We start from the raw sequence: 13,916 nt of genomic DNA, 5'->3' as shown, positions 1-13,916 counted from the left end.
GTTGGTTATCTGGTGAGTGTGGTCCAAGCCTGCGTGAGGTGTTTGACCAGATCCTGAGGACGGTGCACCAGCGCATAGCCTTGTGCCCCAAACAGCATGGGCAGGTACTGGTGGGCTTCGTGGTCAATCGTGACGCAAAACGGAATCAGCCCTGCGGCCCGTGCTTCTTGAATGGCGTGGCGGGTGTCTTCCAGGCCGTAACGTCCTTCGTACACATCGATGTCATTGGGCTTGCCGTCCGTCAGTACCAGCAGCAGGCGCTGGCGTTCAGGGCGGGCCGATAGCCGTTGGGTTGCATCGCGCACCGCTGCGCCCATGCGGGTGTAGAAGCCGGGTTTCAAGGCGCCAATGCGGGTGTGTATCGCGTCGCTCCAAGGTTCATGGAAGCCCTTGATGTGCTGGATGCGCACATGCTGTCTGCGCACGGAGCTGAACCCCAAAATCTCAAAAGCGTCGCCCGTGCCTGACAGTGCAGAGCCAAAAACGTACAGAGCTTCGCGAATGACATCAATCACGCGGGCGTTTGACGTTGCGTAAGCGTCCGTGGACAGCGAAAGATCTGCCAGCAGCAGGGTTGCCAAGCTGCGTTCTGTCCGTTGGCGATGGGCGTACACCGGGGGGGTGTCGCTGTGGATGTTGCCGCCGCAGGCTTCGCTTTGGAAGCGTACCCACGCATCGATATCGATCTCGTCCCCACTGACCTGGGCTTTATGCCAGCGGGGTGCTGCTTGCAATATCTCCAGACGTCGGCGCACGCGGCGTGCCGTGGCTTGCAGATGCGCTGGGGGGCGATAGGGTTCTCCGGTGCGGGCCACCACGCACTGCAGCGCGCAGTAGTCGGGCCGCAGTTCGTTGCGGCGCCAGTCCCATTCTGGGGTTTTGGTCCCCGGCCCCAAGGGCAGGTCGTCCGCGCTGGCGCTGGGCAAATCCAGGTCAAAGCGTACGCGAGATGCAGTGGTTTGTTCCGACCGGGCCAGTGACAAGGTGTCCATGTCGTTGGCTGCGGCCGAAGCGTTGTCATCCGCAGAGTCGTCCGTGCCGCGATCCAGGCGTACCAGTTCACTCCAGCTCGTCAGAGAGTCCGTCTTGGCGGCCAGAAGCATGGCGTTGCGCGAGGGCTGGTGCTTGGCATTGCGAGCGCGGCGGCGGTGCGCATCCAGAGGGGAGGGGGCGGGCTCTTCTTCCGATGTTCCGTTGGATGGTGTGGGCGTAGCGGCTGGCTCTGCTCCTTCCCCCGTTTCGCAGGCGTTCAGCCACAGCCACACGGGCGCGACTTCGCGCGGAGTCACGAACAAGGCCGTGTGTTCTTCCCCGCGCAGGGCAGCCTGCACGGCTGCTTCCCAGGGGACATCCTTGGCGCGCAGGCTGCTGAGCAAAGGGCGCTGCGCCAAGTGCGCGGCCGTCAAGCGGTGGTGGCGTTCACGTAGCCCTGCGAACCGCTGCAGTGCGCGTGCGGTAGCAGCACGGTTATCGGCAATCCAGTCGCCCGTAGGTTCAAAAACAGAGGCCAGTGCAGCAAGCCAGAGGTACAGGTCGCGGTTCAACTCTACAGAGTCGAATACGCTGATGACGGGGGGCAGCGCGAGCGTCTGAGCATCCAGTTCCGGCATCGCACTGCGCAGGCCTGAGCCCGCCACTTTTTGAAGCCAATGCCGTGGGCCACCGTGACGGCTGGCCGCCACAGGTGTCACCCGCACGGCTGCGTCGCCACCGCCTGCTCGGTAGAGCAGCGATATGCTGCGCTGCATGTCTTTCAGGGCCACCTGCACATGCGTTCGCTGCGGCTCTGCCAGGTGGGTGATGGCGCGGTGCCACCATTGGCCAATCCACTCTTCCATCAAGAGGCTCCATCGCGCCGTTGGCGCAGCGTTTCTTTCACGGCATCCAGTCCAATCTTCCACTCCAGGGTGGGCGTGCGTCCTTGCTGCCCTTGGGTGGTATCGCAGGCAGTGAGGCACTGGCCACACTGCACGCAAGAAAACATCATGCGTTTGATATTGCGCGGATGCAGGCGCATGGGGCATCCGTGGTCGCAGGCGCTGCCACGGGGGCTGTCGCAAGTACGGCATTCACGGGCCCGGTCTCTGGCGAACGAGACGACCAGGCCCTTGGGGTTGGCCATCCAGGCCAGGCTTTGAAACAGGCCCACCGCGCAGCCAAATCGGCAAAACAGGTGCCGCGCCAGGGTGAACTCCAGCGTGAAGACCAGCGTGCCTATCGCCAGAAACCGCATCTGGTTGGCGGTGAGCGTGCCGTGCCAGAGATTGCCCCAGATTTCGGCTGGTGGCAGCAGGTAAGTGAGCAGGGTGATCGCCCAGGCAAAGCCACAGACGAGACAGGCGGTCAGAAAAAGAGGCCACCAGCGTGCGTTGGGTTGGCGTGTAGCGTGGGGGGTGGGGGAGTTGTCCCAGATGCTGAACTTGCCCGTTGCGCGGTGCAGCAGGTCGTTCAGAGTTTCCACCATCGAAAAGTGGGGGCACAGCCAGCCGCAATACAAGCGACCATAGCGGTAGGCAATGCCCAGGAAGATGGCGATCAAACCCAGGGCGGGCAGAAAGCCGCGCCAAAGAATGGCCCAGCCCGTCTGCACTGCCGTGGCTTCGCCGCGCAGGAAGGCATCAATGCCCAAAGACCAGCGCATCCCCAGAACCCACAACTGTGTTTCGTTGAGGTCAAAGCGGAAAAGGTTCAGGGCTGGCGCCAACAAGAAGAGCGCCATGAAAGAGCCTTGCAGCCACCTTCTGCGGCGCTGAAGGGGAATCCCGCTCCACAGCGCATGCAGTCCGGCAGGCGCTGTGTGGCACTCCGTGGGAGTGCCGCCGGGAGGCTCGGTTTCAGTCCTCATCACCCACCACCGCACGCACCACCTCATCCAGTGCGAGGACGGTGTCCAGGTCATCACTCAGCGCATCGACGACAGCGGCACGGCAGGCCTGGCGCAAGCCCATTCCGGCAGAAGCCAGCCGGGCTGCCATGACCAGCAGGCGGGTGCTGGCAGTCTCTTCCAGGTCGTGATCCGTCAGCCTGCGCAGCGCTTGGGCCAGTTGCACCAGCCGCGCCGCCACGGCGGGTGACGCGCGTCCTTCTTTTTCAAGAATGCTGCGCTCCACGGCGGGGGCAGGGTAGTTCAGCGTCAGCGCGGTGAAGCGCTGGCGTGTGCTGGGCTTCAGCCCCTTGAGCAGGTTTTGATAGCCTGGGTTGTAGGAGATGACCAGCATGAATTCTGGCGGCGCCTTGAGCTGCTCACCCGTGCGCTCGATGGGCAGAATGCGCCGGTCATCTGCCAGCGGATGCAGCACTACCGTGGTGTCCTTGCGGGCCTCCACCACCTCGTCCAGATAGACGATGGCGCCCTCGCGCACAGCCCGTGTGAGCGGGCCATCCGCCCACACGGTGCTGCCGTTGCCAATCAGGTGACGCCCCACCAGGTCGGCGGCGCTCAGATCATCGTGGCATGACACGGTGATCAACGGCCGCCCCAGGCGCGCCGCCATGTGCTCGACGAACCGCGTTTTACCGCAGCCTGTAGGGCCCTTGATGAGCAGAGGCAGCTGCTGTGCGTGGCACTGTGCAAACAGGGCGCACTCGTCGCCTTGCTCCGCATAGAACGGCAGGCTGCTGCTTGCAGCTTGGGCTGCCGTGGCGGCTTCGCGCTGGAGGGTGGGGGTCGTCGTCATGGTCAGGCCCGTTGCAAGCGTGTGCTCACGCCAAGGGACAGGCTTTCTTCATCTGCGGCAGGGCCGATAAAGAAGCTGCTCAGGTAGGCCAGCAGGCCCAGCAGGAACATCACGCCACCCGCCACACGCACCCAGTAAAAGAACACCAGCTGGTCTTGCGTGGCCATGAAAGGCATGGCACCGGTGGTGGGCATGCGTTGCAGCCACACTTGCAAGATGCCAGCGCCGCTCAGGGCCAGCACCATCACAGCCATACCAATGCTCATGATCCAGAAGCTCCACATTTCCACACGCTGTGCACGCAGGGGGTTGGCTTCACGGCCACGCAGAATGGGCATGGCGTAACTGATGATGGCAAGCACCACCAGAACATAGGCGCCGTAGAAGGCCAGGTGCCCGTGGGCTGCGGTGACTTGCGAGCCGTGGGTGTAGTAGTTGACGGTGCTGAGGGTGTGGATGAAGCCCCACACGCCAGCGCCCAGGAAGCCGATCACGGCAGTGCCCACTGCCCACAGCACAGCGGCCTGGTTGGGGTGTTCACGGCGGCGGCGTTGCACCATGTTGAAGGCGAACAACGTCATCATGAAGAAGGGGATGGGCTCCATGGCTGAGAACACGCTACCCACCCAGTGCCAGTAGCCTGGCAGACCGATGAAGTAGAAGTGGTGGCCTGTGCCCAGAATGCCGGTGATCAGCGCGAAGGCCACGATCATGTACATCCACTTGTCGATCACTTCACGGTCCACGCCAGTGGTCTTGACCAGCACGAAGGCCAGCAAAGAGGCCATGATCAGCTCCCAGGTGCCTTCCACCCAGAGGTGCACCACAAACCACCAGTACATCTTGTCGCGCACCAGGTTGCTGGGGTTCACAAAGCTGAACAGGAACATCAGCGCCAAGCCCCACAGGCCCATGAGCAGCACCATGGAGATGGCGGTCTTGCGGCCCTTGAGCACGGTCATGCTGATGTTGAAGAGGAAGCCCAGCGCCACCACCACAATGCCGAGCTTGGTCGGCAGGGGTTGCTCCAGGAACTCCCGGCCCATGGTGGCGAGCAGGTCGTTGCCCGTCATCTCGGCCAGCTTGGCGTAAGGCACCAGCAGGTAGCCGAGGATGGTGGCTGCGCCAGCTGCCAGGAAGACCCAGAACAGCACTTTGGCGAACAAGGGGCTGTACAGCTCGGTCTCGCTCTCTTCGGGCACCATGTAATAGGCAGCGCCCATGAAGCCGAACAGCAGCCACACGATCAGCAGGTTGGTGTGAACCATGCGGGCGATGTTGAAGGGGATCGCCGGGAACAAGAAGTCACCGATGACGTATTGCAGGCCCAGCGACAGACCGAAGACGATCTGGCCAGTGAACAGGCCCAGTGCGGCAATGAAGTAGAGCTTGGCTACCGCCTGCGACTGGTATTTGATGGTTGCGGGTTGCATAGGATGATCCTGAAGGGTTGGATATGACATCGCGTGAGGCGCAGGCGCTCACCCTTCGATGTTGGGAGGCCACTTCTCGGTGTTGATGCCGTTCGACCAGCGCAGGAACTCCACGAGATCGTTCAGTTGATCGTCGGTGAAGTTGAACTGCGGCATCTGACGGCGACCGGGGGTATTCGTCGGCATGGCCTTGATCCATCCCTTGATGAAGTCAGGGCCGCGGCGCTCATACACATTGCCCAGCTCTGGTGCGAAGTAGGCGCCTTCGCCCAGCAGCGTGTGGCAGCCGATGCAGTTACGCGTTTCCCAGAGGTGCTTGCCGCGCACGACGGCCGGGGTCAATTCCGCGGATTTGGATCGCTCGGGAATCTTGGTTTCGGTGTGAAAGATCAGCGCCGCAAAAAGCAGTACGAAGAACGTGGTGCCTCCGTAGAAGATGTTGCGCGCCATCTGGCTGGTGAAGCCTTGGCTCATGGTGGGTTACCTCTCTGTAGTGGGACGAGGGATACGGTACTGATCTCTCACAGGTCCGGGGTTGATTTCTCTCAATAAGATTCATTTTGCGTGAATCTTTGTTTATCATACCCACACTCGAACGCCAAATCCAGCCTCTGTTACTTCTTCAACGTGGCTGGCTGGCGCGTCACCAAGCGGGTTACGCACCTTCTGTTGCGCAGAAGCGTGACCCATCCATGGGGAGTTCCCGGTGCCATCCATTCCATTGCCGCACGCTCCAGAGTCCGCGCCGCGCTTGCGCGGCGACCTGGGGGTGTGGTTGATCATCCTGGCCGAGCTGTTGACCTTCGGCATCTTCTTTGTGTCGTACGCGTTTGCACGCAGCCGCGATGTGGCGGGCTTCAACGCAGCGCAGGCCACGCTGGACCTGCATTCCGGCGCGTTCAACACCGTGCTGCTGATCACGGGCAGCTGGTGCGTGGCCCGTGCCGTGCAGGCGGTGCGTAGCGATGCGCGCCGCGCCGGCCTGCGCTGGTTGCTGGCTGCGATGGCTTGCGGAGCAGGCTTTGGCGTGGTGAAGCTGGCTGAATACGCGGCCAAGCTGAACCAGGGCATCGACCTGACTTCCAACACCTTCTACACGCTGTATTTGATGCTCACCGCATTCCACTTCCTGCACGTGGTGGTGGCCATGCTGGCGCTGGGCTACCTGGCGCTGCGCTTGCAACGCGGCGCCTACGGCAGCCACGACAGCCATGCCATGGAGACCGGCGCTGCGTTCTGGCACATGGTCGATTTGCTGTGGATCGTGCTGTTTCCGCTGGTCTATGTATTGCGCTGAGATGGCTGCGAAGGAGAAAGCTGTGCACGAAAACCGCTGGTTGAATGCTGCCTGGGTACTGCTGTTGGCCGCCACCGCCATCACCTATGTTCTGGGGGAGATGGGCCTCGTGTCGCAAGCAGGAGGCTGGTTCCTGGCAGGTCTGGGTGTCTTGACGGTGGTCAAGGGCGTCGTAGTCATCCAGGTGTTTTTGGAGATGCGCCATGCCCCCGCGCTGTGGCGCTGGCTGTTACTGGGCTGGCTGGCGTTGGTGATCGCGCTGGTAGCGCTGGCCTATTTGTTGGGGCGGGCGTGAGGTGCTCGGACGAAGCCCCTGCCGCCGCATAGATTTGCTGGCGATTTTTGGGGCGCCGGCCAGATCAGCCCCTGGGTGGATGGGCTTGCGCGCGCCAGCCTTCCGGGCGGGCGTGAATGCGGCACAATTTGCGCCTCATTGTTTTCACCGGATGGCACGCCTCCATGACCGACCTTCTTTCGATTGCCCCCCGCGACAAGGCTGAAATTCTGGCCCAGGCGCTGCCCTACATTCGCAAGTTCCATGGCAAGACCATGGTCATCAAGTACGGCGGCAACGCCATGACCGACCCCGCCCTGCAGGCCGACTTTGCCGAAGACGTGGTGCTGCTCAAGCTGGTGGGCATGAACCCGGTGGTGGTGCACGGCGGCGGCCCGCAGATCGAAACTGCGCTCAACCGCCTGGGCAAGAAGGGCCAGTTCATCCAGGGCATGCGCGTGACCGATGCCGAAACCATGGAAGTGGTGGAATGGGTGCTGGCCGGTGAAGTGCAGCAAGACATCGTGGGCCTGATCAACCAGGCAGGCGGCAAGGCCGTGGGCCTGACCGGGCGTGACGGCGGCATGATCCGCGCGCGCAAGCTCAAGATGGTGGACAGCAAGGACCCCAACATTGAACACGATGTGGGCCAGGTGGGCGACATTGTCTCCATCGACCCCAGCGTGGTGAAAGCGCTGCAGGACGACGCCTTCATCCCCGTCATCAGCCCCATTGGCTTTGGCGAAAACAACGAGAGCTACAACATCAACGCCGACGTGGTGGCCAGCAAGCTGGCCGAAGTGCTCAAGGCCGAGAAGCTCATGCTGCTGACAAACACGCCCGGTGTGCTCGACAAGGCTGGCAACCTGCTGACCGACCTGACGGCCCGCCGCATCGACGAGCTGTTTGCCGACGGCACCATCTCGGGCGGCATGTTGCCCAAAATTGCGGGCGCGCTGGACGCCGCCAAGGCCGGTGTGAACGCCGTGCACATCATTGATGGCCGCGTGCCACACGCCATGCTGCTCGAAATTCTGACCGAGCAGGCCTACGGCACCATGATCCGGTCGCACTGAGCGCGGACGCACCATGCGCCTGCTTCTGGTCGAAGACGATGTGATGGTGGCCAGCGGCATCAAGCTGGGGCTCACCGATGCGGGTTATGCCGTGGACTGGGTGGGCAGTGGCGAGCGGGCCGAGGATGTGCTGCGCAACGAATCGTTCGATGCCGCCATCATCGACATTGGCCTGCCGGGCATGGATGGACTGGAGCTGACCCGGCGCCTGCGCCGCCCCGACATGCCCAGCCGAAGCATGCCGGTGCTTATCCTGACCGCGCGCGATGCCCTGCATGACCGGGTGCAGGGGCTGGATTTGGGGGCTGACGACTACATGGTCAAGCCCTTCGAGCTGCCCGAACTGCTTGCACGCCTGCGTGCGCTGCTGCGGCGCTCACAGGCCGCCACCACGGCGGTGCTCAGCTTTGGCCCGCTGGAGCTGGACACCGCAGGCCGCCGTGCCTGCGCCCGCGTGGACGGGGTGGAGCACGTCATTGAGCTCGGGCCGCGCGAATGGACGGTGCTGGAGTACCTGCTCATCCACGCCCCCAAGCCCGCCAGCAAAGACAAGCTCTTGCAGGCCTTGACGGGCTGGGACAAGGAAATCACGCCCAACGCGGTGGAGGTGTATGTCTCGCGCCTGCGCGGCAAGCTGGAGCCGCACGGCGTGGCACTGCGCTCTATCCGGGGCTTTGGCTACCGGCTGGAACTGGCGCAGCAGGCCTGAAGCCGAGGAGGACTGCCCATGCCAGCACACCGTGAAGCCTGTTCGTGTCGGCATGGTGGCGCAGCGCTTCACGGCCGCTGCGTTCCTTGAGTGGACGTCGCCATATGTATGCCCACAGGCCAAGCCCCGCACACCGCCTTGGTTTGAGCGGTATGACCTCTGACTTGCGCAACCGCCTGCTGTTGCTGCTGGTGCTGCCGCTGTGCGTGCTGGCCCTGGCGGGCGTATGGATGGACTACCGCTCGGCCGACGACGCAGCGAGCCGGCATGACCAGCGGCTGCTGCGCCTGCTCCCGGCGCTGGCCGACTCGGTGGTGGCACCTTCCATCCATGAACATGGCGCGCCCCTGTTGCTGTTGGCCCCGCCGGTGGAAGATTTTTTGCGCCAGAACGCCGGGTTCGCGGGTTACAGCGTGCGTGACGCCGATGGCCAGTTGCTGCTGGGGGATGAGTGGGTGGATGGCGTGGTCCCCACCACCGCGCAGCCTGAATTCCATAGCCTGGAATATGGCGGCGTGACGTACCGGGTGGCGGTGCAGCGCGGGCGCACTGGGGCTGGGGAGCTGGTGGTGGCGATTGCCGATGGCTCAGACCCCCGCCAGCAATGGGCTCAGCAGCTGCTCTTGCGGGTGCTGCTGCCCAACCTGGTGCTGGTGGCTGCCGCCGCGCTGGCCATCCACTGGGCCGTGGGCCGGGCTTTCAAGCCTTTGGTGGACCTGGCCGAGGCGGTCGAGCACCGTTCGCCGCGCGATCTCAGCCCCATCGACGAAAGCGCCTCGCCCACTGAAGTACGCCCGCTGGTGCATTCGCTCAACCGCCTGTTTGCCCTGGTCAACGCGCAGGCGGAGGGGCAGCGCCGGTTTGTGGCCGACGCAGCCCACCAGTTGCGAACGCCGCTGGCAGGCCTGCAGGCACAGGTGGAAGCCTGGGCGATGATGGCCAAGGCGGCTGGGGCGGTGCAGGGTGATTCTGCTAATTTAGAGAGAAAACAGCCTCTAGCGCCCGCCCATAAAGCGCAAGGTGCTATTGTTTTAGGAGTGGAGCAGATTGAGAAGCTACGCAATGCCACCCGTCGCACTTCGCAACTGGCGCACCAGCTGCTGGCTTTGTCGCGGGCCGATGAGCGCAGCATGGACGCGCAGCCGTTGCAGCGCGTGGATCTGAAAGACCTGTGCGAGACGCTGCTGGAGAACTTCCTCGATGCTGCCACTGGCAAGGGTCTGGATCTGGGGCTGGAAGTGCAGCCGGTGCACGTCACCGGCCACGGCTGGCTGCTGCGGGAGTTGATGTCCAACCTGGTGGACAACGCCATTAAATACACCCCGGCGGGTGGGGTGGTCACCATGCGCTGCGGGCAGCGGCTGGTGCCTTCGGGGGCATTGCGGGTGTATCTGGAAGTGGAAGACGACGGCCCGGGCGTGCCCGAGAGTGAGCGCTCTCGCGTCATGCAGCGGTTTTACCGCGTGCCCGGCGCGGTGGGCGAGGGCACGGGTTTGGGCTTGGCCATTGCCGACGAAATCAGCCGGGTGCACCGTGCAACGCTCACGCTGGACACGGGAGCGCAAGGCCGAGGCCTGCGCGTGACGGTGCTTTTCCCCTAGTCATCGTGACCCAGCCGGAGTGCGGCTGTGGTGTACCGTCTGGCTGTGGGGGCTGCGGGCAGTCTTGCCGTCAAGGGCTGCGTTTGCAAACCATTTGCAAACCGACGGCGAACGGGTGTGCGAGAATCATTTGCACACAGGATTTACGCCCTGCCGCGCGCTTGAAGGCGCCGGGGTGTCCTGGCACCTATCGTGCTACCGGTCGCACTCCACCAGCCCGGGGCTCCGTCTACTTGGCCTGTGGGTCTTTCTCTTTGTTGTTTGCGCATGTCTGATACCTCGTCTCTGATTGAACCTGCCGACTCCGTTGACGCTGAAGAAGCGCCAGCGGCCCGCAAGCGGCCCAAGCCGGGCGAGCGGCGCGTGCAGATCCTGCAAGCGCTGGCGGCCATGCTGGAACAACCCGGCGCCGAGCGCATCACCACGGCCGCACTGGCCGCGCGTCTGTCGGTGAGCGAGGCGGCGCTGTATCGCCATTTCGCCAGCAAGGCGCAGATGTTCGAAGGGCTCATCGACTTCATCGAGCAATCCGTTTTCACGCTGGTGCAGCAGATCACCGGGCGTGACGTGCCTGCCCCCGACCAGCCTGCAGAAGTAGGGCTGCGCCAGGCCAGCCGCATCATCGCGCTGCTGCTGCAGTTTGGCGAACGCAACCCCGGCATGGTGCGGGTGATGGTGGGTGATGCGCTGGTGTTTGAGCATGAACGCCTGCAGCAGCGCATGAACCAGTTCTTTGACCGCATCGAGTCCACCCTGCGCCAATGCCTGCGCGCCAGCGGTTCAGAAACGCCCACTGTGCACGCTCAGGTACAGGCCAGCGTGTTGACCTCGTTCGCGTTGGGACGCCTGCAACGTTTTGCGCGCTCGGGCTTTCGCCGCAACCCTACCGAGCACCTCGACGCCAGCCTGGCGCTGATGCTGCATTGATGGGCTTGCGTTAGATAGGGCGCAGCGCCCCGTCTGCCTTTCCTTCCAAGCCCCACGCTCACCGGTGTGGGGCTTTTTTGTTGGGCGAGACCTGGGTGGGTGGCTCCGTGCTGGCGTTTTCCCTGCTGCACCGGGCGGGTGGGCGGCATAAACTGGTCACTGGGTTGACACGCGCCCCTGCGCGCGGCCCCGTTCGTGCTTCGGTGTCACACAGGTGGCTGCAGAACAACAGGCTTTGGGTGTTACCTCTTTTTTTCGAGGGGGCTTTCGCCGAAGATCAAAAATGCTGCAAAATAGAACGAACGTTCGTTTTATTTGCACGCATGCCCGCCAAATCTGATTCTTCCGCTCCACGCGCCCCCCGCACCCGCGCCACCACTGGCCGGGCCATGCAAAAGGGCCCGCAGACCAAGGCGGCCATCGTCGAAGCCGCCCTGGGCCTTGCCACGCACATTGGGCTGGAGGGGTTGTCGATTGGCGCGCTGGCAGACATTACCGGCATGAGCAAGTCGGGCGTATTTGCCCACTTTGGCTCGCGTGAAGAGCTGCAGATTTCCGTCATCCGCGAATATCACACGCGCTTCGAGCAAGAAGTTTTCTACCCCGCCATGTCTTCGCCCCGCGGCATCGCGCGTTTGAGCGCGATGTTCGACAACTGGATGAAGCGTACCTCCATCGAAATCGACTCGGGCTGCATCTACATCAGCGGCGCTGTGGAGTTTGACGACCGCACCGGCCCTGTGCGCGATGCGCTGGCCAGCTCGGTCATGACCTGGCACGCCGCTATGCGGCGCGCCATTGAGCAGTGCAAGGACTGCGGCGAGCTGCGCCCGGACACCAACGAAGAACAGATGCTGTTCGAGATCCACGGCCTCATCCTGGCGCTGCACTACGAAGCCCGTTTCCTGCAAAACCCAGGCTCGATCGAGCGTGCAGTGATGGGTTTTCAAAACATTCTTGCGCGCTACCGCACCGAAGGTGCAGCAGCGCGGGCGGCACCGTCCGCCAAAGCCGCCCCGGCGGCACACCGACCTGCCGCTGCGCGGCGCAAAGTTTCCGTTTCAACGACCACCCCCTCCAAGGAGTAAACCGATGCCTACCTACACGCCGCCCCTGCGCGACATGCAATTCGTGATGCATGAAGTCTTCAAGGTCACCGATGAATTCAAGGCCATGCCCCAGCATGCCGAGGTGGATGTGGACACCATCAACGCCGTCATCGAAGAGGCGGGCAAGTTCGCGTCGGAAGTGATCTTCCCGCTGAACATCAGCGGCGACACCGAAGGCTGCGTGCTGGACAAGGCCACCCACGAGGTCAAGACCCCCACGGGCTTCAAGGAAGCCTATGACAAGTACGTCGAAGGCGGCTGGGCGGCGCTGAGCTGCGACCCCGCCTATGGCGGCCAGGGCCTGCCCTTTGTGCTGAACCAGTGCCTGTACGAGATGATGAACTCGGCCAACCAGGCCTGGACCATGTACCCCGGCCTGAGCCACGGCGCCTACGAAGCCCTGCACGCGCATGGCACCGATGAGCAAAAGAAGCTGTACCTGCCCAAGCTGACCAGCGGCGAGTGGACTGGCACCATGTGCCTGACCGAACCCCACTGCGGTACCGACCTGGGCCTGCTGCGCACCAAGGCCGAACCCCAGGCAGACGGCACCTACAAGCTCACCGGCAACAAGATTTTCATCAGCGCTGGCGAGCACAGCATGGCTTCCAACATCGTGCACCTGGTGCTGGCACGTTTGCCCGATGCGCCCAAGGGCAGCAAGGGCATCAGCCTGTTTGTGGTGCCCAAGTTCAAGGTGAATGCTGATGGCAGCCTGGGCGAGCGCAACCCCATTTACTGCACGGGCCTGGAGCACAAGATGGGCATCCACGGCAACGCCACGGCACAGATCGCCATCGACGGCGCCATCGGCACCCTGGTGGGCCAGCCCAACAAGGGCCTGGCTGCCATGTTCGTGATGATGAACGCCGCCCGCCTGGGCGTGGGCAACCAGTCGCTGGGCCTGACCGAAGTGGCTTTCCAGAACGCGCTGGCCTACGCCAAGGACCGCATCCAGATGCGCTCATTGAGCGGCACCAAGGCCAAGGACAAGGAAGCCGACCCCATCATCGTGCACCCCGATGTGCGCAAGATGTTGCTCACCGCCAAGGCCTACGCCGAAGGCGCCCGCGCGCTGCAGATTTACTGCACGCTGCTGCTGGACAAGGTGCACAGCCACCCCGATGAAAAGGTGCGTGCCGAGTCTGAAGAGCTCGTGGCCCTGCTGACCCCCATCGTCAAGGCCTTCATCACCGACAACGGGCACATCGCTACCAACCACTGCATGCAGGTCTTTGGTGGCCACGGCTTCATCAAGGAATGGGGCATGGAGCAGTACGTGCGCGACAACCGCATCAACATGATCTACGAAGGCACGAACACCGTGCAGTCGCTGGACCTGCTGGGCCGCAAGATCCTGGGCAACAACGGCGCCACGCTGAAAAAGCTGGGCAAGCTGATTGGCAAGCTGGTGGAAGAAGAGGGCGTGAACGAGAAGATGGCCGAGTTCATCAACCCGATCGCGATGCTGGGCGACCAGATGACCAAGTTCACCACCGAAATCGGCTTCAAGGGCATGCAAAACCCCGATGAAGTGGGCGCTGCCGCTGTGGACTACCTGCGCGTGGCCGGCCACCTGGTGTTCGGCTACCTGTTTGCCCGCATGGCCCAGGTCGCCCTGCGCGAAATTGCCGCTGGCAACACCGACCCCTTCTACGGTGCCAAGCTGCAAACCGCACGCTTCTACTTTGCCAAGCTGTTCCCTGAAACCGCCACGCTGATGCGCACCGCCCGTGCCGGCAGCAAGGTGCTGATGGACACGGACCTGGCCCTGGCCTGATCCGACGCCCTGCATGCACGGTGAATTTCAAGC

At 63.2% G+C, this 13,916-nt stretch carries 13 protein-coding genes; 8 read left to right on the top strand and 5 right to left on the bottom strand.

Annotated features, from left to right (window positions below):
• Positions 1 to 5 precede the first annotated feature (5 nt).
• The 5 genes from BDD18_RS07365 to BDD18_RS07345 all read right to left on the bottom strand — a co-directional run bounded on the left by BDD18_RS07365 (position 6) and on the right by BDD18_RS07345 (position 5,584).
• Entirely contained in the window at positions 6 to 1,838 is a 1,833-nt protein-coding gene (locus BDD18_RS07365; RefSeq protein ID WP_142082190.1) for a nitric oxide reductase activation protein NorD, read from the bottom strand.
• Positions 1,838 to 2,719: a 4Fe-4S binding protein gene (locus BDD18_RS07360; protein WP_244939004.1), complete on the bottom strand. Its 882-nt coding sequence runs from the start codon at positions 2,717 to 2,719 to the stop codon at positions 1,838 to 1,840. The genes BDD18_RS07365 and BDD18_RS07360 overlap by 1 nt, the downstream gene beginning before the upstream one ends.
• 115 nt (positions 2,720 to 2,834) lie before the next feature.
• Positions 2,835 to 3,677 carry a CbbQ/NirQ/NorQ/GpvN family protein gene (locus tag BDD18_RS07355; RefSeq protein WP_066783103.1) on the bottom strand — a complete coding sequence of 281 codons (843 nt, stop codon included), beginning with the start codon at positions 3,675 to 3,677 and terminating at the stop codon, positions 2,835 to 2,837.
• Between the two features lie 2 nt (positions 3,678 to 3,679).
• Positions 3,680 to 5,110 (bottom strand): cbb3-type cytochrome c oxidase subunit I, encoded by a 1,431-nt coding sequence (locus BDD18_RS07350; RefSeq protein ID WP_052520957.1) that lies wholly within the window; start codon positions 5,108 to 5,110, stop codon positions 3,680 to 3,682.
• 48 nt (positions 5,111 to 5,158) lie between these two features.
• Positions 5,159 to 5,584 (bottom strand): c-type cytochrome, encoded by a 426-nt coding sequence (locus tag BDD18_RS07345; protein ID WP_044395751.1) that lies wholly within the window; start codon positions 5,582 to 5,584, stop codon positions 5,159 to 5,161.
• A 232-nt stretch (positions 5,585 to 5,816) separates the two neighbouring features.
• On the opposite strand from BDD18_RS07345, the gene BDD18_RS07340 reads away from it, so the two are divergent.
• The 8 genes from BDD18_RS07340 (at position 5,817) to BDD18_RS07305 (ending at position 13,883) form a co-directional block, all read left to right on the top strand.
• Entirely contained in the window at positions 5,817 to 6,407 is a 591-nt protein-coding gene (locus BDD18_RS07340; protein ID WP_142082188.1) for a cytochrome c oxidase subunit 3 family protein, read from the top strand.
• A 22-nt stretch (positions 6,408 to 6,429) separates the two neighbouring features.
• Complete coding sequence (locus BDD18_RS07335) at positions 6,430 to 6,702, top strand: cytochrome C oxidase subunit IV family protein (RefSeq protein WP_244939003.1); 273 nt, start codon at positions 6,430 to 6,432, stop codon at positions 6,700 to 6,702.
• 164 nt (positions 6,703 to 6,866) lie between these two features.
• Complete coding sequence (gene argB / locus BDD18_RS07330) at positions 6,867 to 7,757, top strand: acetylglutamate kinase (RefSeq protein ID WP_044395884.1); 891 nt, start codon at positions 6,867 to 6,869, stop codon at positions 7,755 to 7,757.
• Between the two features lie 13 nt (positions 7,758 to 7,770).
• On the top strand, positions 7,771 to 8,466 hold the full coding sequence (locus BDD18_RS07325) for a response regulator transcription factor (RefSeq protein ID WP_142082184.1): 696 nt from the start codon (positions 7,771 to 7,773) through the stop codon (positions 8,464 to 8,466).
• Between the two features lie 152 nt (positions 8,467 to 8,618).
• The gene (locus tag BDD18_RS07320) at positions 8,619 to 10,067 is read left to right on the top strand and encodes a sensor histidine kinase (RefSeq protein ID WP_142082182.1); all 1,449 of its coding nucleotides are present in this window, start codon (positions 8,619 to 8,621) and stop codon (positions 10,065 to 10,067) included.
• A gap of 267 nt (positions 10,068 to 10,334) precedes the next feature.
• On the top strand, positions 10,335 to 10,994 hold the full coding sequence (slmA, locus tag BDD18_RS07315) for a nucleoid occlusion factor SlmA (RefSeq protein ID WP_142082180.1): 660 nt from the start codon (positions 10,335 to 10,337) through the stop codon (positions 10,992 to 10,994).
• Positions 10,995 to 11,317: 323 nt separating this feature from the next.
• Complete coding sequence (locus BDD18_RS07310) at positions 11,318 to 12,082, top strand: TetR/AcrR family transcriptional regulator (protein ID WP_066783113.1); 765 nt, start codon at positions 11,318 to 11,320, stop codon at positions 12,080 to 12,082.
• A gap of 4 nt (positions 12,083 to 12,086) precedes the next feature.
• Positions 12,087 to 13,883 carry an acyl-CoA dehydrogenase C-terminal domain-containing protein gene (locus BDD18_RS07305; RefSeq protein WP_044395765.1) on the top strand — a complete coding sequence of 599 codons (1,797 nt, stop codon included), beginning with the start codon at positions 12,087 to 12,089 and terminating at the stop codon, positions 13,881 to 13,883.
• Positions 13,884 to 13,916 lie beyond the last annotated feature (33 nt).

Origin of the sequence: Acidovorax temperans, from assembly GCF_006716905.1 — a bacterium.
Taxonomy (GTDB): domain Bacteria; phylum Pseudomonadota; class Gammaproteobacteria; order Burkholderiales; family Burkholderiaceae_C; genus Acidovorax; species Acidovorax temperans.
The sequence above is the reverse complement of the archived record's forward strand: the minus strand, read 5'-3'. Positions and strand labels throughout refer to the sequence as shown.